Annotated in this window: 16 protein-coding genes and 1 tRNA gene; 9 read left to right on the top strand and 8 right to left on the bottom strand. The window is 68.6% G+C overall.

Features of this window, described 5'->3' with window-relative positions; genetic code table 11:
- Positions 1 to 65 precede the first annotated feature (65 nt).
- From topA to JNB_RS09430, 3 genes are all read right to left on the bottom strand, one after another.
- Entirely contained in the window at positions 66 to 2,894 is a 2,829-nt protein-coding gene (topA, locus tag JNB_RS09440) for a type I DNA topoisomerase (RefSeq protein WP_009776219.1), read from the bottom strand.
- Positions 2,895 to 2,981: 87 nt separating this feature from the next.
- On the bottom strand, positions 2,982 to 3,836 hold the full coding sequence (aroE, locus tag JNB_RS09435; RefSeq protein ID WP_009776218.1) for a shikimate dehydrogenase: 855 nt from the start codon (positions 3,834 to 3,836) through the stop codon (positions 2,982 to 2,984).
- A 20-nt stretch (positions 3,837 to 3,856) separates the two neighbouring features.
- Positions 3,857 to 4,897 carry an NAD(P)-dependent alcohol dehydrogenase gene (locus JNB_RS09430; protein WP_009776217.1) on the bottom strand — a complete coding sequence of 347 codons (1,041 nt, stop codon included), beginning with the start codon at positions 4,895 to 4,897 and terminating at the stop codon, positions 3,857 to 3,859.
- Between the two features lie 124 nt (positions 4,898 to 5,021).
- Here JNB_RS09430 and JNB_RS09425 point away from each other — a divergent pair, with 124 nt between their 5' ends.
- The 6 genes from JNB_RS09425 to JNB_RS09400 all read left to right on the top strand — a co-directional run bounded on the left by JNB_RS09425 (position 5,022) and on the right by JNB_RS09400 (position 10,407).
- Entirely contained in the window at positions 5,022 to 5,756 is a 735-nt protein-coding gene (locus JNB_RS09425) for a TetR/AcrR family transcriptional regulator (protein WP_009776216.1), read from the top strand.
- A 163-nt stretch (positions 5,757 to 5,919) separates the two neighbouring features.
- Positions 5,920 to 6,681, top strand: coding sequence for a MerR family transcriptional regulator (locus JNB_RS09420; protein ID WP_009776215.1), 762 nt, complete (start codon positions 5,920 to 5,922; stop codon positions 6,679 to 6,681).
- A 90-nt stretch (positions 6,682 to 6,771) separates the two neighbouring features.
- Positions 6,772 to 7,404 carry a dTMP kinase gene (tmk, locus tag JNB_RS09415; protein WP_009776214.1) on the top strand — a complete coding sequence of 211 codons (633 nt, stop codon included), beginning with the start codon at positions 6,772 to 6,774 and terminating at the stop codon, positions 7,402 to 7,404.
- Complete coding sequence (locus JNB_RS09410; RefSeq protein ID WP_009776213.1) at positions 7,401 to 8,540, top strand: DNA polymerase III subunit delta'; 1,140 nt, start codon at positions 7,401 to 7,403, stop codon at positions 8,538 to 8,540. The genes tmk and JNB_RS09410 overlap by 4 nt, the downstream gene beginning before the upstream one ends.
- A 45-nt stretch (positions 8,541 to 8,585) precedes the next feature.
- A complete protein-coding gene (locus JNB_RS09405; RefSeq protein ID WP_009776212.1) occupies positions 8,586 to 10,133 on the top strand; it encodes an alpha/beta hydrolase in 1,548 nt (515 codons plus the stop codon).
- Positions 10,134 to 10,333: 200 nt separating this feature from the next.
- Positions 10,334 to 10,407: transfer RNA gene (locus JNB_RS09400), tRNA-Thr, on the top strand.
- Between the two features lie 41 nt (positions 10,408 to 10,448).
- Here JNB_RS09400 and JNB_RS09395 read toward each other — a convergent pair.
- From JNB_RS09395 to JNB_RS09385, 3 genes are read right to left on the bottom strand one after another with little or no spacing between them, the layout of a single operon-like run.
- Complete coding sequence (locus JNB_RS09395; RefSeq protein WP_009776211.1) at positions 10,449 to 11,111, bottom strand: 1-acyl-sn-glycerol-3-phosphate acyltransferase; 663 nt, start codon at positions 11,109 to 11,111, stop codon at positions 10,449 to 10,451.
- Positions 11,108 to 11,494 (bottom strand): thioesterase family protein, encoded by a 387-nt coding sequence (locus JNB_RS09390; protein WP_009776210.1) that lies wholly within the window; start codon positions 11,492 to 11,494, stop codon positions 11,108 to 11,110. The genes JNB_RS09395 and JNB_RS09390 overlap by 4 nt, the downstream gene beginning before the upstream one ends.
- Before the next feature lie 29 nt (positions 11,495 to 11,523).
- Entirely contained in the window at positions 11,524 to 13,023 is a 1,500-nt protein-coding gene (locus JNB_RS09385; protein WP_009776209.1) for a SulP family inorganic anion transporter, read from the bottom strand.
- Positions 13,024 to 13,253: 230 nt separating this feature from the next.
- Between JNB_RS09385 and JNB_RS09380 the strand changes: the two genes are divergently transcribed.
- Positions 13,254 to 14,003 (top strand): endonuclease/exonuclease/phosphatase family protein, encoded by a 750-nt coding sequence (locus tag JNB_RS09380; RefSeq protein ID WP_148232366.1) that lies wholly within the window; start codon positions 13,254 to 13,256, stop codon positions 14,001 to 14,003.
- A gap of 77 nt (positions 14,004 to 14,080) precedes the next feature.
- Complete coding sequence (locus JNB_RS09375) at positions 14,081 to 14,593, top strand: SRPBCC family protein (RefSeq protein WP_009776207.1); 513 nt, start codon at positions 14,081 to 14,083, stop codon at positions 14,591 to 14,593.
- 11 nt (positions 14,594 to 14,604) lie between these two features.
- On the opposite strand, the gene JNB_RS09370 is transcribed toward JNB_RS09375, so the two are convergent.
- Positions 14,605 to 15,618 (bottom strand): metallophosphoesterase, encoded by a 1,014-nt coding sequence (locus tag JNB_RS09370; protein ID WP_009776206.1) that lies wholly within the window; start codon positions 15,616 to 15,618, stop codon positions 14,605 to 14,607.
- Between the two features lie 211 nt (positions 15,619 to 15,829).
- Here JNB_RS09370 and JNB_RS09365 point away from each other — a divergent pair, with 211 nt between their 5' ends.
- Positions 15,830 to 16,534, top strand: coding sequence for a GNAT family N-acetyltransferase (locus JNB_RS09365; RefSeq protein ID WP_009776205.1), 705 nt, complete (start codon positions 15,830 to 15,832; stop codon positions 16,532 to 16,534).
- 12 nt (positions 16,535 to 16,546) lie between these two features.
- Here JNB_RS09365 and JNB_RS09360 read toward each other — a convergent pair whose 3' ends face one another.
- Positions 16,547 to 17,185 (bottom strand): inorganic diphosphatase, encoded by a 639-nt coding sequence (locus JNB_RS09360; RefSeq protein WP_009776204.1) that lies wholly within the window; start codon positions 17,183 to 17,185, stop codon positions 16,547 to 16,549.
- Positions 17,186 to 17,225 lie beyond the last annotated feature (40 nt).

The following is a 17,225-nucleotide window of genomic DNA, read 5'->3' as shown; positions in this document are numbered from 1 at the left end:
TTGCACATGGGGCCAGAGGCGCGGTGTGTCGCGCGTCTGGCCCCGTGTGAATGCCCGAGGTGGGGTCAGGCCTTCTTGGTGGCCTTCTTCGCCGTCGTCTTCTTGGCCGCGGTCTTCTTGGCAGCCGTCTTCTTGGTGGCGGCCTTCTTCACCGTCTTCTTGGCGGCGCGCTTGCGAGTCGTCGGACCCTTGGCGCGCTTCTCGGCGAGCATCTCGAACGCGCGAGCAGCGGTCATCGTCTCGAGGTCGTCGTCGCGGCGAAGCGTCGTGTTGGTCTCGCCGTCGGTGACGTACTCGCCGAAGCGGCCGTCCTTGACGACGACCGGCTTGCCCGACACGGGGTCGGGGCCGAACTCCTTGAGCGGCGGCTTGCCCGCAGCCCGGCCACGCTCCTTGGGCTTGGCGTAGATCGCCTCGGCCTGCTCGAGCGTGATGTCGAAGAGCTGCTGCTCGGTTTCGAGCGAGCGCGAGTCGGTGCCCTTCTTGAGGTAGGGACCGTAGCGACCGTTCTGCGCGGTGATCTCCACCTGCTTCTCGGACTCCTTGCCGTCCTCTCCCGTGACCTTGTCGGTCGTGAGGCCGACGACGCGGGGAAGCGACAGCAGTTTGAGCGCGGTGTCGAGGTCGAGAGTCGCCAGGTCCATGTCCTTGAAGAGCGACGCGGTGCGCGGCTTCACCTTGTTCTTGCCCTTGAGTGCGGCGACCTCCTCGGGAAGGACCTCGGTGACGTACGGACCGTAGCGCCCGGACTTCGCGATGATGTCGCGACCGGTCTCCGGCTCCTGGCCGAGCACGCGACCGTCGTCGGCGGCAGTGGCGAGCAGCTCGCGGGCCTTCTCGGGCGTCATCTCGTCGGGCGCGATGTCGTCGTTGATCGTGGCGCGACGCGGAGCGGCAGGAGCGTCGCCCTCGGACGCGGAGTCACCGGCATACGCCTCGGTGACTTCGCCGGTGACGGGGTCGACACCGGCGGGGGCGACCTCCTCGACGTAGGGGCCGTAGCGACCGACGCGCACGACGATGCCGTCGCCGATGTCGATCGTCGAGATGGCGCGCGCGTCGATGTCGCCGAGGTCCGCGACGAGGTCGCGCAGGCCTTCGCTCGACGTGGCTTCGTCACCGAAGTAGAAGCGCTTGAGCCAGGTCGCGCGCTGGGCGTCACCGTTGGCGATCTGGTCGAGGTCCTCCTCCATCGACGCGGTGAAGTCGTAGTCGACGAGTCGGGTGAAGTGCTCCTCCATGAGGCGCGTCACCGCGAAGGCGAGCCAGGACGGCACGAGCGCGTTGCCGCGGTTCGACACGTAGCCGCGGTCCTGGATGGTGCCGATGGTGGAGGCGTAGGTCGACGGGCGACCAATTCCCTTCTCCTCCATGGCTTTCACCAGCGTGGCCTCGGTGTAGCGGGCGGGCGGCGACGTGTCGTGACCGTCGGCCTCGGCGCGGATGACCTTGAGCTCGGTGCCCTCGCCCATGCGGGGGAGGCGACGCTCCTCGTCGGCGTTCGCGTTGCGCTGTTCGTCACGGCCTTCTTCGTATGCCGCCATGAAGCCTCGGAACGTGATGACCGTTCCGCTGGCGGTGAACTCGACCTGCTCCGCGGGCGCCTCGCGATCAAGGGTGGCGCCGAGCTTCACGGTGGCCGTCGAACCCTTCGCATCGGCCATCTGCGAGGCGATCGTGCGCTTCCAAATCAGCTCGTAGAGGGCGAATTCGTCACCGCGAATCTCGCCGGCGACCTGGGCCGGCGTGCGGAAACGGTCACCGGCGGGGCGGATGGCCTCGTGGGCCTCCTGCGCGTTCTTGACCTTCTTGGCGTAGTTGCGCGGTGCGTCGGGGACGTAGTCGCCGCCGTAGAGGTCGCGCGCCTGCTGGCGGGCGGCGGTGAGGGCGGACTGCGACAGCGCGGTGCTGTCGGTACGCATGTAGGTGATGTAGCCGTTCTCGTAGAGACGCTGAGCGACGCGCATCGCGTTCTTGGAGCTGAGGCGCAGCTTGCGCGAGGCCTCCTGCTGCAGGGTGCTCGTCGTGAACGGTGCGCTCGGGCGGCGGGTGTAGGGCTTCTCGGCGACGTTGGTCACCGTGACGTCGGCGGCCAGGACGGCGTGGGCGATCCCGGTCGCGGCAGCCTCGTCGAGGTGGGCGACCTCGCCCTTGAGGCGGCCGTCGTCGCCGAAGTCGCGACCGCTGGCGACGCGCTTGCCGTCGACCTGCGAGAGGCGAGCCGTGAAGGCGGAAGACGCGGCGTCGGGCGTGAACTCGCCCTCGACGTCCCAGTAGTTGGCGCTGCGGAACGCCATGCGCTCACGCTCACGCTCGACGACCATGCGCGTGGTGACCGACTGGACGCGGCCAGCGGACAGGCCCGCCTTGACCTTGCGCCACAGGACCGGCGAGATCTCGTAGCCGTAGAGACGGTCGAGGATGCGGCGGGTCTCCTGCGCGTCGACGAGGGCCGTGTCGAGGTCGCGGGTGTTGGCTGCGGCGCGCTGGATGGCTTCCTTGGTGATCTCGTGGAAGACCATGCGCTTGACCGGGACCTTGGGCTGCAGGGTCTCGAGGAGGTGCCACGCGATGGCTTCGCCCTCGCGGTCCTCATCTGTGGCCAAATACAACTCAGTAGAGCTCTTCAGTGCCTTCTTGAGCTCGGCGACCTTCTTCTTCTTGTCCGCATCGACGACGTAGTAGGGCTCGAAGTCGTTGTCGACGTCGACCCCGAAGCGACCGAAGGGGCCCTTCTTCATGTCGGCGGGCATCTCCGACGGGGTCGGGATGTCGCGGATGTGGCCGACGGACGCCTCAACGATCCAGTCGGGGCCGAGATATCCGGCGATGGTCTTGGCCTTCGCGGGTGACTCGACGATGACGAGCTTGCGGCCCGTGCTGGTCGGACTCATGGCGTACCTGTTCCTTTGCTGATCACCTCGTGCAGCGGATTCGTCGCTGCTCCGACGAGGGAACGACAAGGACGGTACAGGTATTCGTCAGTTCGGCGTTTTGAGGCCCAGAACCTCGGAGAGTCGCGCTCGCATCACGTCCCGGTCGGGACTGATGCCGTGCCAGAGCTCGATCGCGACCGCACCCTGGGCGACGAGCATGCCCAGTCCGTCGAGCGTCTGCGCCTCTCGTTGCGCTGCCGCGCGCAGGTATGCCGTGTGCGGCGGATTGGGGATCACGTCGGCGACCAGCAGCTCGGGTCTCAGACTCTCGAGGTCGATGGCGATGAGGGCATCGGCGTCGCCCAACCCGACCGACGTGGCGTTGACGACGACATCGGCACTGGTGGGGACGGCATACGCGCTGGTCCAGGGCTGGAAGTCCGCCGTGGCTTCGGTGCGGTCGCCCACGAGCTGGGCGAGGGCTTCGCCCCGGGCGATGTTGCGATTGACGACGGTGACGTGGGCCGCACCGGCGAGAGCGACCTCGACGGCGATGGCTCGGCCCGCGCCGCCCGCGCCGAGTACGACGACGTGGGTCCCGCCCGGGTGACGCAGCTCGCGCATCGCCTCGACGAATCCTTTGCCGTCGGTGTTCTCGCCGATGAGGCCGCCGTCGCGGGCCACCACGCAGTTGACGGCACCGATGAGCTCCGCCGACTCGCCGAGGCCGTCGAGGTGGTCGATGACGGCGACCTTGTGCGGCATCGAGCAGTTGAACCCGACCCACCCCATGGCCTTGGCGCCGAGGATTGCGTCGGCCAGGTCAGCCGACGACACCTCGCAGTTGAGGTAGCGCGCGTCGAGCCCCGCTGCTGCGTAGGCCGCCTCCATCATCGCCACCGTCGGGTTGTCGTCGGCCGGGGTGGAGAACGAGCCGGACAGCGCGCTGAGGAAGCTCATGGCTCACCCTCCCACGGTCCTCACGGGATGACGAGGGACTTGCCCTGCGCGTGGAACTCGCCCTGGCGGCGCAGGACCTCGGGAGCGTCCTCGAGTGACCAGCGCTGTTCGATGAGGGGTTCGAGGCGACCGGCGGCGATCTGGGCGGCGAGCCAGGACTGGTCGGTTGCGCTGCGTGACGCGACCTTGAAGGCGGGCGCGCTCTCGCTGGTGAGGGCGAAGTGGAGCGGGACGCTCAGCATGCGTGGCATCGGCTTGACCCACTTGGTCTTCGGGGCGGTGATCGAGACATAGGTGCCGCCCTTGACGAGCAGCTTGCGGCACTCGCGCAGGGACATCGTGCCGGCATTGTCGAAGAAGACGTCGAACCGGTCGCCGAGGTCGCGCACGTCCTCGCGGGTGTAGTCGACGACGCGGTCTGCGCCACCGGCCAGGGCGGCGTCCACGTTGCGGGTGCTGCACACGGCGGTGACGTGGCTGGCGCCGAGGAGCTTGGCCAGGCGCACGGCGAAGCTCCCGACTCCACCCGAAGCTCCAGCGATGAGAACGCGCTGTCCTTCGTGCAGGTTGCCCCAGTCGCGCAGACCTTGGAGGGCGGTCTCGGCTGCGACACCGAGCGTCGTGGCCTGCTCGTGGGAGACGCCTTGGGGCAGTGGCTGCCACCAGTCCTCCGGTGCGATGACATATTCGGCGAACCCGCCGCCGTCGACCTCACTGAAGACCGGGTCGCCTATGGCGTGACGGGTGACGCCCTCGCCGAGGGCGACGACCTCACCGGAGGCGTCAGCGCCGGGGACCTGACGCTTGGGGCGCCGCAGCCCGAGGCTCGGACGGGCAAACATCGGCAGGCCGGTGACGTAGTGCCAGTCGAGGGCGTTGACCGACGCAGCGCGGACCCTGACGAGGACCTCGCCCGGGGCCGGCTTCGGGGTGGGGACGGTGCGGACGGACACGACGTCCTCGGGGGCGCCGTAGCGCTCGTGGAACGCGGACCGCATCGTTGCGGGGACGGGGGAGTTGGTCGCGTGGTCCCGGGTGGGGGCCTGCGTTGAGTCAGTCATGACGAACCTCCTGGTGCGGGGTGGGCGGCGGGTTCGCCGACTACTTACGCTGTAAGGTAGGGCTTACGGTGTAAGTACGTCAATGGCCCGAACGGATACGATGCCCACCGACAGGAGGACACCCGTGACGAACACCGCGCGACGCACGACCGGAACGGCCCGCGCCGACGGCGCCGCTCGCCCCACGCGCCGGCCGCTGAGCCGCGACCGGGTGCTCCGCCGCGCCGTGAAGCTCGCCGACACCTCCGGACTCGACGCGGTGTCGATGCGACGCCTCGGGACCGAGCTCGGCGTCGAGGCGATGTCCCTCTACAACCACGTGGCCAACAAGGAGGCGCTGCTCGACGCGATGGTCGAGCACGTCGGCGCCGAGCTCAACGCGGAGATCTCCGGGCTTGACCTGCCCGATCCCACGAAGGACTGGGCGGGCGCAATGCGCTCCAGGTCACTCGCGGCCCGTGAGGTGATGCTCAGGCACAAGTGGATGCCGGCAGCGCTCCAGAGCCGCACGCAGATGAGCCTTGAAGTGGTGCGCTACTACGACGGGGTCGTGGCGATCCTCATGGCAGGTGGCTTCGGTCACGACCTCACCCACCACGCCCTGCACGCCCTTGGCAGCCGGGTCCTCGGGTTCAACCAGGAGCTCTTCGATCCGGGCGAAGGTGCCGAGGACACGTCGGAAGAGGTCCTCGCCCAAATGGCCGGGCTCGTGCCCAACCTCGTGGCCATGTTGGCGAATGCCGCCCACGTCGACGGCCCCGAGGAGACGCTGGGGTTCTGTGACGACCAGACCGAGTTCGAGTTCGGCCTCGACGTCACCCTCGACGGCCTCGAAGCCCGCCGCCCCCGCCAACCCTGACCCTGCACCACCCCCGTTGCGTCTGTGCATCTGGTCGTTCTGGCAACCGCATCCGCAGACGCAAGGGAAGGGACTTGACCCTCACGCGACGTGAGGCAGGACGGTTGCTCATGTGAGAACACAGACCGCAACTTCAGGTGTTTGGTCGCGAGACACTGGCGACATGGAGATGCTCACGGTGGGGCAGGTGGCCGAAACCTTCGGCGTGACGGTGCGAACGCTGCACCACTACGACGAGATCGGCCTCCTGAGCCCGTCCGAGCGCACCCGTGCCGGCTATCGCCTCTACACCTCAGAGGACCTGGAGCGACTGGCGACGATCGTCACCTACCGGCGGCTGGACCTGCCCCTCGACGAGGTGGCGGCCCTGCTCCGTGGTGACGGCTCGACCCTCGAGCACCTTCGGCGCCAACGCGACGCGGTCATGACCAAGGTCGAGGAGCTGCACGGGCTCGTCGACGCGATCGACCGAGCATTGGAGAGAGAGATGAACGACAAGCCGGCGACCCGCGAGGACCTCAAGGAGATCTTCGGCGACGGGTTCAAGGACGAGTACCAGGCCGAGGCGCAGGAGCGTTGGGGCGAGACCGACGCCTGGAAGCAGTCGGCTGGCCGGACCAAGAACTACACGGTCGCGGACTGGGAGAAGGTCAAGGCCGAGGCGGCCGCCAACAACGACGCCTTCGTCGCGGCGCTGAAGGCTGGACTGTCGGCGGACTCGACCGAAGCGATGGATGCCGCGGAGGCCGCGCGGGTCCACATCGAGACGTGGTTCTACGACCTCAGCCACGACTTCCACCGCAACCTCGCCGACATGTACGTCGCCGACCCGCGGTTCACGAAGACCTACGAGGACATCCAGCCGGGCCTCGCGGTCTATGTGCGGGACGCGATCCACGCGAACGCCGACCGCCACTCCCGCTGACCCCTCGCCTCGTGGGCCTCAGTGCGACCTCTGGCTCGCGCTGAGGCACACGAGGCGTCGGTGTCTCCCGGCTCGCCTAGGCTCGGGCGCGTGACACAGGGACTCTTCATCGCCTTCGAGGGCGGCGACGGCGCGGGCAAGTCGACGCAGGTGCGTCTGCTGGCCGCTGCCCTGGAGTCCTTGGGCCGCGAGGTCGTCGTGACCCGCCAGCCCGGGGGGACGCCTCTGGGTGCCCAGATCCGTGACCTCGTACTCCACGGCGACCACGTCTCACCGCGGGCCGAAGCCCTGCTCTTTGCCGCAGACAAGGCGCACCACGTCGACCAGCTCATCCGCCCGGCGATGGACCGCGGCTCTGTCGTCATCACCGACCGCTACACCGACTCGGCTGTCGCCTACCAGGGCGCGGGGCGCGACCTCGGTGCGTCCGAGGTCCACGAGCTGCAGATGTGGGCGGTCGGCTCCCTCGTCCCCGACCTCACGGTCATCGTCGACGTCACGGCGCAGGAGGGGCGACGTCGTCGTGGGGAGGTCCACGACCGGCTCGAGTCCGAGGCCGACGCCTTCCACGACGCGATCCGTCACCACTTCCTCGCCATGGCGCAAGGGTCGCCGGAGCGCTACCTCGTCGTCGACGGCACGACCCCACCCGACGAGATCCACGCAGCCGTCATGGGGCGCCTCGAGTCCTCCGGTCTCCTCGCCGAGGGTGGGCCGGCATGACGGTCTGGCGTGACGTCATCGGACAGGACCCGGCCATCGCCACCCTGTCGCGGGCCGTCACGGACCCGGCCTCGATGACCCACGCCTGGCTGTTCACCGGTCCGCCGGGGTCCGGCCGTTCGGTCGCGGCGCGTGCCTTTGCGGCCGCGCTGCAGTGCCCCTCGGGTGGGTGTGGCGAATGCCGCGAGTGCCGGACCGCTGCCGACGGAACCCACGCCGACGTCGACCTCATCGCCACCGAGGGCCTCTCGATCAAGGTCGAGCAGGCCCGTGACCTCGTCGCGCTCGCGGCCCACCGCCCGTCCGTCGGCACGTGGCGGGTCATCATCGTCGAGGACGCCGACCGCCTCACCGAGCGCGCGGCCGACGCCCTGCTCAAGGCCCTCGAAGAGCCCACGCCGAGGACCGTCTGGATGCTCTGCGCGCCCTCGGTCGAGGACGTCATCATCACGATCCGCTCGCGCTCGCGGCACGTGCGGCTGCGGACCCCGTCCGTCGAAGCCGTGGCCGATCTGTTGGTTCGCCGAGACGGCGTGGACCCGCCCATGGCCATGTATGCCGCCCGCGCAGCTCAGTGCCACGTCGGCCTTGCGCGTCGGCTGGCTCGCGACGAGAACGCCCGCATCCGCCGCCACGACGTCATCACCCTCGCCTCGAAGATCCGCACGGTCGGCGACGCGATCGATGCCGCCTCGGACCTGTCAACGATCGCCACCGAGGAGTCCCAGGCGTCGTCGGCCGAACGCGACGCCGCCGAGAAGGCCAAGCTCCTCGAGGTTCTCGGCGCCGATCCGTCGGCCAGGACCCAGCCTCCCCACATCCGCTCGCAGGTGACCTCCCTCGAGAAGGACCAAAAGGCCCGCGCGACCCGCTTCTCACGCGACATGGTCGACCGCGCCCTCGTCGACCTCCTGTCGGTCTATCGCGATGCCCTCGTCCTGCACACCGGTGCTCCGACAGCGCTCGTCAACGAGGACGCCCGCCAGACCGTTCAGCAGGTGGCCCAGGTGCTCTCCCCTGTCCGGGTGCTCGTCGCGATGGACGCCATCGGCACGGCGCGTGAGCGCATCGCCGCCAACGTTCAGCCGCTGCTCGCGCTCGAGGCGATGGCCCTGGAACTCCGCCTGCCCCGCTGACGGGGGCGGACGGCATACCTCAGGAACGGCCCGTAGGGTCGTCGCATGCGTCGTGTCGCCCCCATCGCTGCCCTGGCTTCGGCTGCCCTGCTGCTGTCGAGCTGCTCCGCCGTCGAGGACCTCTTCAACCGGGATGAGGTGAAGCCCGCCTCGGTCGGGCCGCAGACGCCGCCGGCCGGCATGGAGGGCACTGAGCAGTTCTATGCCCAGGACCTGAAGTGGCAGAGCTGCCAGGGCGGACAGTGCGCGCAGCTCACGGTGCCGCAGGACTACGCAAAACCGGACGGGGACACGATCCAGATCTCCGTCCTGCGGGTGCCGGCGAGCAAGCAGTCGCGGCGGATCGGCGCTCTCGTCGTCAACCCGGGCGGCCCCGGTGGCTCCGGTGTCGACTATGCGCGGGCCGCGGACTTCATCGTGGGTTCCGGTGTGCGCGAACGCTTTGACGTCGTCGGGTTCGATCCCCGCGGTGTGGGTCGCTCGGCGCCGATCGACTGCGTGAGCGACGCCGAACTCGATCAGTTCCTCGGTGCGGAGCAGACGCCGGACGATCCCGCCGAGGAGCAGGCCTTCGCCGCCAACGCCAAGGGTTTTGCCGAGAAGTGCGGCGCCAACGCTGGCCCCCTGCTCGGCCACGTCTCGACGGTCGACGCTGCCAAGGACATGGACATCCTGCGCGCGCGCCTCGGCGAGACTCAGCTCAACTACCTCGGCAAGTCCTACGGGACCTATCTCGGTGCGACGTATGCCGACCTGTTCCCGAAGCTCGTCGGGCGGTTCGTGCTCGACGGGGTCGTCGCTCCCGACCTCACCTCCGCCGAGGTGAACCTCGGCCAGGCCAAGGGTTTCGAGACCGCGACCCGTGCGTGGGCGCAGTTCTGCATCGACAAGGGGAACTGCCCGCTCGGCAGCACCGTGGACGGTGTCATGCAGGGCATCCGCGACTTCCTCGCCCAGGTCGACAAGACGCCCCTTCCCAAGACGGGCGACACCGCCGTCACCGAGCTCACCGAGGGGTGGGCGTCGACCGGGATCGCCTCCGCGATGTATGACGAGGGCATGTGGGACGCGCTCGTCGAGGCGATGCGGGCGGCGCTCCAGGGCGACGGGTCCGACCTCATGGGGCTCGCCAACTCCTACGCCGACCGGCAGCCCAACGGCGGTTACTCCGGCAACATCATGGAAGTCATCTACGCGGTCAACTGCCTCGACAAGCCCGAGTCGGCCGACATCCCCGAGCACGAGGCGCTGGCCGAGGCCTCGAAGAAGGAGGCGCCGACCTGGGGGCCGTTCCTCGCCTGGTCCTCGTTGACCTGCGGCTCCTGGCCGGTCAAGACCGAGCGCTCGACCGAGCCACCCAAGAAGGTGACGGCCGAGGGCGCTGAGCCGATCGTCGTCGTGGGCACGACCCGCGACCCGGCCACGCCCTACGAGTGGTCGGAACGGCTGCACGACCAGCTGGCCAAGAGCTCACTCATCACCTACGACGGCGACGGGCACACGGCATACATGCGCTCCAACAGCTGTGTCGACAAGCCGATCGACGAGTTCTACCTCAAGGGCACGCTCCCCAAGGACGGGCTCAAGTGCTGATCGGCTGAGCCGATGGACCTGCGGTGGGTATGCCGCCCGCTCACCTTCCGTCCCCAGCGCAGCTGGCGCTCCGGGCCCGACCGGCACCGCCACAGCTCCGTTGGGCCGCGCGAGCCAGGGGCTGGAGTGGCCGGTTTCGCGATGGGGCGGGGTTGTTCGTATACTCGTCCGGCGTGCTTGACCTTCGGTTCGGGCACCACGCCGCTTTAGCTCAGTCGGCCAGAGCGATTCACTCGTAATGAATAGGTCATCGGTTCGATTCCGATAAGCGGCTCAGTTGACGCCCCCGCCCTCGTGGCGGGGGCGTTTCTGGTTTCAGCGGGTGTGCCACATCTGCTTGGCGTGCGCGATCTCGGCGCGGATGGCGGCCATGATCGCGTCGGTGACCTCGCGAGCGGCGGCGTCATCCGTGCGTCCCGCCCACGGTGTCAGGTCGATGGCCGGCCCGACCGACAGGCAGGCGGTGTGCCGGTGCCAGAGGTGTTCGTTGCCCTGCTTGGGTCCCCACGTGCCCACGGGGATCACCGGTGCCTCGGGGTGCTGGAGCGCGAGCCGTGCGGCACCGGTGCGAGCCGGCCCCGGCATCTGGTCGGGCTCGGTCGTGAGCCGCCCCTCGGGATAGAGCGCGATGAGCTGGCCCTGCGCGAGCCGCTCCGACGCGCTGCGGAGGGCGTCGGCCGCGGACGCCGAACCGCGGGCCACCGGAATCTGGCCGGTCGCGCGCGCGAGCGCGCCGACACCGGGCCAGCCGAACACCTCCTGCATCGCGAGGAAGTGGGGGAAACGCCGGTGCCCGATGGCCACCCGCGCCACCGCGAGCGGGTCGGTCATCGTGAGGTGGTTGGCGACGAGGATGACCGGGCCGGTCCGCGGCACCGAGCCCAGGGTGCGGAACCGCACGCGGTGCGCTGCCTTGGCCGCGACCCACACGAGGGCGAAGCCAGCGGCGTTCTTCACGTGCTGCCGCGGCGACGTCACTGGATTCGCCCCAGGAAGCGGTCGGTGTCGACGATGACGCGGGTGATCTCGCCGGTGGCGACGACCTTCCCGTCGGTATGCCGTGCGCTCACCCTGAGTCGGTTCAGTCGCCCATCGGCGTAGGCCGGGTCAGCCGTGACGATGACCGTTGCGCCGACAGGTGAGGCGGCGCTGTGCTGCAGGTCGACCCGAGTGCCGACGCTCGTGCGTCCAACGCCGATCAACGGCTCGAGTGACGTGCACGTCGCCGCCTCGAGCCACGCGAGCAACCGCGGCGTGGCAAGGACGGGCAGGCTCCCCGATCCGAGCGCAGCAGCGGTGTCGTCCTCGGTCACCGTGAACGTCGCCTCGACCGACGTGGCCTGTGCCGCTGAGTTGTCCATCGACCCAGTGTCCCTGCCGGGCGGGGTCCTCAGTGTGAGGTCAGCTCGCCGGTGAGCCGCTGGTGGCGCGCGGCGCTGGCCTCGTTGAGGCCGACGATCTCCACCGTCTTGCCCTTCCGGCCGTACTTCGTCGTGATGGCATCGAGTGCCGCGACGGTGGACGCATCCCAGATGTGTGACCCGCTCAGGTCGATGACCACGCGGTCGGGGTCGTCGGCGTACTCGAACTGCGTGTAGAGGTCGTTGCTGGAGGCGAAGAACAGCTCGCCAGTGACGCGGTAGACCGCCAGTGCGCTTTGCCCGTCCTCGGTGAGCTCGCGGCCGGTCTCGGTCAGGTGCGCGACCCGGCGTGCGAAGAGGGTCATGGCCACGAGGACTCCGACGGCAACCCCGATGGCGAGGTTGTGGGTGGCGACGGTGACGGCGACGGTCGCGAGCATGACGGACGTCTCGGACTTGGGCATGCGCCGGAGGGTGGCCGGACGGATGCTGTGCCAGTCGAACGTGCCGACGGACACCATGATCATCACTGACACGAGGGCAGCCATCGGAATGAGTGCAACGACGTCGCCGAACCCGACGACGAGGATGAGCAGGAACGTGCCGGCGAGGAAGGTCGAGATCCGTGTCCGAGCACCGGAGGCCTTCACGTTGATCATCGTCTGGCCGATCATGGCGCAGCCGCCCATGCCGCCGAAGGCGCCGGTGACGACATTGGCCAGGCCCTGGCCCCAGGCCTCGCGTGTCTTGTCGGAGTGCGTGTCGGTGATGTCGTCGACGAGCTTGGCCGTCAGCAACGACTCAAGGAGGCCGACAAGGGCCATGGCCAGGGCATAGGGGGCGATGATCCGCAGGGTCTCGACGGTGAAGGGCACGTCGGGAATGACGAGCGACGGGAGGCTGTCCGGCAGTTCTCCTTCGTCTCCGACGTTCGGCACGCTGATCGACGCCACCAACGTGAAGGCAGTCAGCGCGACGATGGCGACGAGTGGGGCAGGGATGACGGAGGTGATCCTCGGGAGGCCGACGATGAGCGCGATGCCCACCGCGATCATCGGGTAGACGAGCCACGGCACGTCGACCAGGTGGGGGAGCTGCGCAAGGAAGATGAGGATCGCCAAGGCGTTGACGAAGCCCACCATGACCGACCGAGGGATGAAGCGCATCAGCCGTGCCACACCTGCGAGGCCGAGGATGACCTGCAGGGTGCCGCCGAGCAGCACGGTTGCGATGAGGTAGTCGAGTCCGTGTTCGCGCACCACCGGCGCCACGACGAGTGCGACTGCGCCGGTGGCGGCCGAGATCATCGCCGGTCGGCCACCGAGGAACGCGATCGACACGGCCATCGTGAACGACGCGAAGAGCCCGACGCGCGGGTCGACTCCAGCGATGATCGAGAACGAGATGGCCTCGGGGATGAGGGCCAGGGCCACGACAAGGCCGGCCAGGACCTCGGTGCGCAAGAGCTTGGGAGAACGCAGGGCCGCACGCACGGTCGGCTCAGGGGCGTGGGACAGGGCGGTGCTCATGCGGGGGTTCCATTCGTGGCGATGACGGCCGGCGACCTCGCCGACGGACGCGCCGACCCTACCCACGGCAGGCTCACCACTTCGCATCGTCCAAGTGGCCGGAGTGCGCGGCCAGCGGCCCAGCTGGGCTCGAGTGAGTCCAGGGTCAGCAGCACCAGCGCGGCCGTCCAGAGCAACCCGGCTTCCCTGATTCGGTGGCGGGATCCGAGTCGCATCCCTAGCCTCGATCCATGAACACCCCATCGCATACGGTGCGCTCGCTCATCAGGCTCTTCGTCGGACTGCTCGTGGGGGCGAGCGCCGTCGTCGTGCTGCCGACGACGGCGCATGCTGCGACCGCCTACAGCGTGCTGCAGATCAACATGTGCAACTCGGGCCTGGCCTCGTGCTTCACGGGTCGAGCCCAGGCCGGGACGATCGCGCTCATCAAGGCGCGAACGCCCTATGCCGTCACGCTCAACGAGTCCTGCTCGAACGACATCACCGCGATCGCGAACAGTGCCGGCTACCGCGGCCAGTTCACCCAGTCGGGCACCCAGAAGTGCACCAACGGCTATGCCTACGGCAACGCGGTGCTGTTCCGCCCGGGTGTGACCGCGACCTCTGTCGTGCGCCACACCTACACGGCCCAGAACTCCACGGTGGAGAAGCGAACGCTGTCGTGTGCCTCGGGGGCCTTCCGAGTCTGCGTGACCCACCTCGCCACCAGCGGCACCGCTCGCACGAGTCAGGCGGAGCAGATGAAGTCGATCATGGCGAGCTACAACAGCGGCGGTGTTGCCATCCTCGGCGGCGACTGGAACATGACCTATGGCGGGTCACCCAACGCGCAGACCTACGTGCCGTCCGGGATGTACCGCAAGGGCGACGGCTCCGTCCAGCACTTCATCGCCTCCAACGGGTTCGCGTTCTCGAGCACCCGCGTGATGAGCCTGGACTGGACCGACCACCCGGGTTTCCAGCTCTACGTGAGCCGGTAGGCGCAGCGGCTGTCCGGCACCTCGACGACCAGGTGCAGTGGGTCAGTGCGCCCTCGCGCGGCACGTAGGCTCGGACGATGGCACGTGAGATGAAGGTCAGCGACTCGGTCGTCATTGCAGGAGTCACCCCGGCCGAGGTCTACGCGCAGGTGAGTGACCCGTCGCAAATGGCGCGGTGGAGCCCGGAGAACACCGGTGCCGAGGTCGAGCGCGGCAGTCTGGGGAGCCTCACGGCCGGCGATGTCTTCGTCGGCGCCAACAAGCGCGGTGGCGCCCGGTGGCAGACGCGTTGCAAGGTCGTTGCAGCCGAGCCGGGGGAGCGCTTCATGTTCGACGTCGTCGGCTGGGGCCTGAAGTCGCCACTGCTCAGGATCGCGATCGCGCGCTGGGAGTACACCTTCGAGGCCACCACGGACGGCACCAAGGTCACCGAGACCTGGAGCGACGCTCGGCGCCACTGGCCGGATGTCGTCGCCAACGCGGTCGACAGCAGGCTCACGGGTGGTCGCACCTTCGCGTCGTTCCAGAAGCGCAACATCGCCAAGACCCTCGCGGCACTGCGCGAGGACTTGGCGACGCACGCCTCCTGAACTCCTGAGGATCAGTGCACGTAGGGCACGCGCGTCCAGCTGAGCACCGGCTCGTCCTTGTCGCGACCGACGGTGACCTCGAGCCAGTCCTTGTTGTTGTCCGAGCCGTCGACGGTGACCCGCGTCAGATTGCTCGAGCCTCGAACTCCATACAGCGACAGCCACTTTGAGCCCGCCGCGAGCGGGTGGTCGTCGTTGTAGACGTGGCTGTCGCCGTTGAAGAGGTAGGTCTCACCGGCAAAGGCAGACGACTCGTCGATGAGCAGCTGGACGAGCGGCGCGAACGCCGAGTCCTCCGCGAGCGTGGGCGAGTAGGTCGGGTCGAACATGTCGGCCTGCAGGAAGATCGCGACGGCGCGGTCCTGGCGACGGCGGGCATCGGCGAAGGCCTCGCGCACGGTCGCCAGGACGCTCCGCATCCGGGCGGACTCCTCGGCAAGCTGGGCGGCGTTCGCAGAAGTGGCGCCGGTCCAGGGGAGGGTTCCGTCGTTGCTGCCGACGACGTGCACGGCCGCCAGCGAGACGCGGTCCTCGCGCCAGCGGACGTTCTCCGGGTAGCCCGCGGACGTGTCGGCCGTGACCTTGCGGGTCGTCTCGCCGAGCGTCTGACCGGGCGTCGGGTAGAACGTCGACTTCACGAACGCCAGCCGGTCGAGGGGGTCGTAGCTGCCGTTGTTGGCGCGGTGGCAGTCGGTCCACTCGTTGTCGCCCGGGGTGTAGACGAGCGGGTTGGCGAAGGTGTCGAAGACCGTGCGGATGCTCGTGATGTAGGCGTCCGAGCAGACCGTCGAGCCGTTCTTGATGTCACCGACGTGGACGGTGAACTCCGGGTTCGCGGCGTTGATCTCCTGCACCCACGCGGGGAACCGGGCGATCTGGTCGGCGCCGTAGGGCACGTCACCGATGACGGCGAAATGGTCCTTCTTGGCGGGAGCCGGGTCGGCGACGGCGCCGGACGGGGCGAGCACAGCGGCAGTGAGCGCGACCACGGTCGCGGGCAGGACGGCATACGCAAGGCGTTGCATGGCAGATCTCCTCAGGGGTGGAGTGGCAGACGACCCACTCAACCGAAGTCGGGTGAACGCACTGCGCCGCCCGGGTGAACCCTGGGACGAGACTTCAGGTCATGACCCGGCTCTGGCAGTTCCGTCGCGACTGGACCACGGCGCGATGATGCGGTCGTGCGAACGCGGGATGGCGGCACTGCTCGAACGGCCGCTCGGATAGCCTCGGCGCGTGCCGGAACTCAACAGCTTTGGTCAGTCCGTCGGAGACGTCGTGCCCGGGTGGGAGGGGCGGCCGGCTCCTGAGTTGGTGACCCTGGAGGGCGACTACGTCCGCATCGTTCCCCTCGACTCGGTGCACTATGCCGATCTCTTCGCTGCCGTGTGCGGCCCGGAGGACGACTCGCTCTGGACCTACCGGCCGATCCCGAAGCCGACGTCGCTCGCCACGTTGTGGATGCACCTCGCCGACGTCCTGGACTCGCCCAACCTGACCTTTGCCCTGATCCCCTTGGAGGGTGAGCGGGCTGGCCTTGCGAGCGGGATCGCGTCGTTCTACCGGATCGACCCGCAGACCGGGCAGGTCGAGGTCGCGGGTGTCCTCTATGCCCGGAGCCTGCAGCGCACTCGTGGGGCCACCGAGGCGATCCACCTGATGATGCGCTACGCCTTCGACGACCTCGGTTATCGCCGCTTCGAGTGGAAGTGCGACAGCCTCAACGAGCCGTCGCGGCGGGCGGCACTGCGGCTGGGGTTCACCTACGAGGGGCAGTTCCGCAACCACATGGTCACGCAGGGCCGCAACCGCGACACCGACTGGTTCTCGATCACGGACGGCGAGTGGCCGCGCGTGCGAACCGCCCACGAGGCCTGGCTCGCCCCCGGCAACTTCGACGACACGGGCCACCAGCGAACATCGCTGGCGGCCCGGAAGTGACTGCTGGAGGGATCAGGAAGGAGAGTCGCTGAGGGGCCTCTCCTTGGTGGCGAGCTCCTCCTTGGCCTTGGCCCGGGCTGCCGCGTGCTCCTCTTCGGTGCGCGCAGCGGAAGCTGCGTGGTCGTCAGCGTCGTGACCCTCCGGCATACGCCAACGGGCCGTGGACATGCCGGCATCCTTGGCGCGCTGGACGGCCTCGTTGATGGTCCGCTCGGCGTCCTCGCGGCCGGCCCAGTGGGCGCCTTCGACGGACTTGCCGGGCTCGAGGTCCTTGTAGGTCTCGAAGAAGTGCTGGATCTCGAGGCGGTCGAACTCGCTGATGTCCTCGAGCTCCCTGATGTGCGCCTTGCGCGGGTCGCCCGCGGGGATGCACAGGATCTTGTCGTCGCCGCCGGCCTCATCGCGCATGTGGAACATGCCGATCGGGCGGGCGCTCACGAGGCAACCGGGGAACGTGGGCTCATCGAGCAGGACCAGGGCATCCAGCGGGTCGCTGTCCTCACCGAGGGTGTTCTCGATGTAGCCGTAGTCCGACGGGTAGGCCATCGAGGTGAACAGCATCCGGTCGAGGCGGATGCGTCCGGTCTCGTGGTCCACCTCGTACTTGTTGCGCTGACCCTTGGGGATCTCGATGGTGACGTCGAACTCCACGGTGGTGGCCTTCTTTCGGATGGGTATCAATGACCTACGC

This window comes from Janibacter sp. HTCC2649, from assembly GCF_000152705.1.
GTDB lineage: Bacteria > Actinomycetota > Actinomycetes > Actinomycetales > Dermatophilaceae > Knoellia.
Note: the sequence above shows the minus strand (reverse complement) of the source record. Positions and strands in the feature narration are given on the sequence as shown.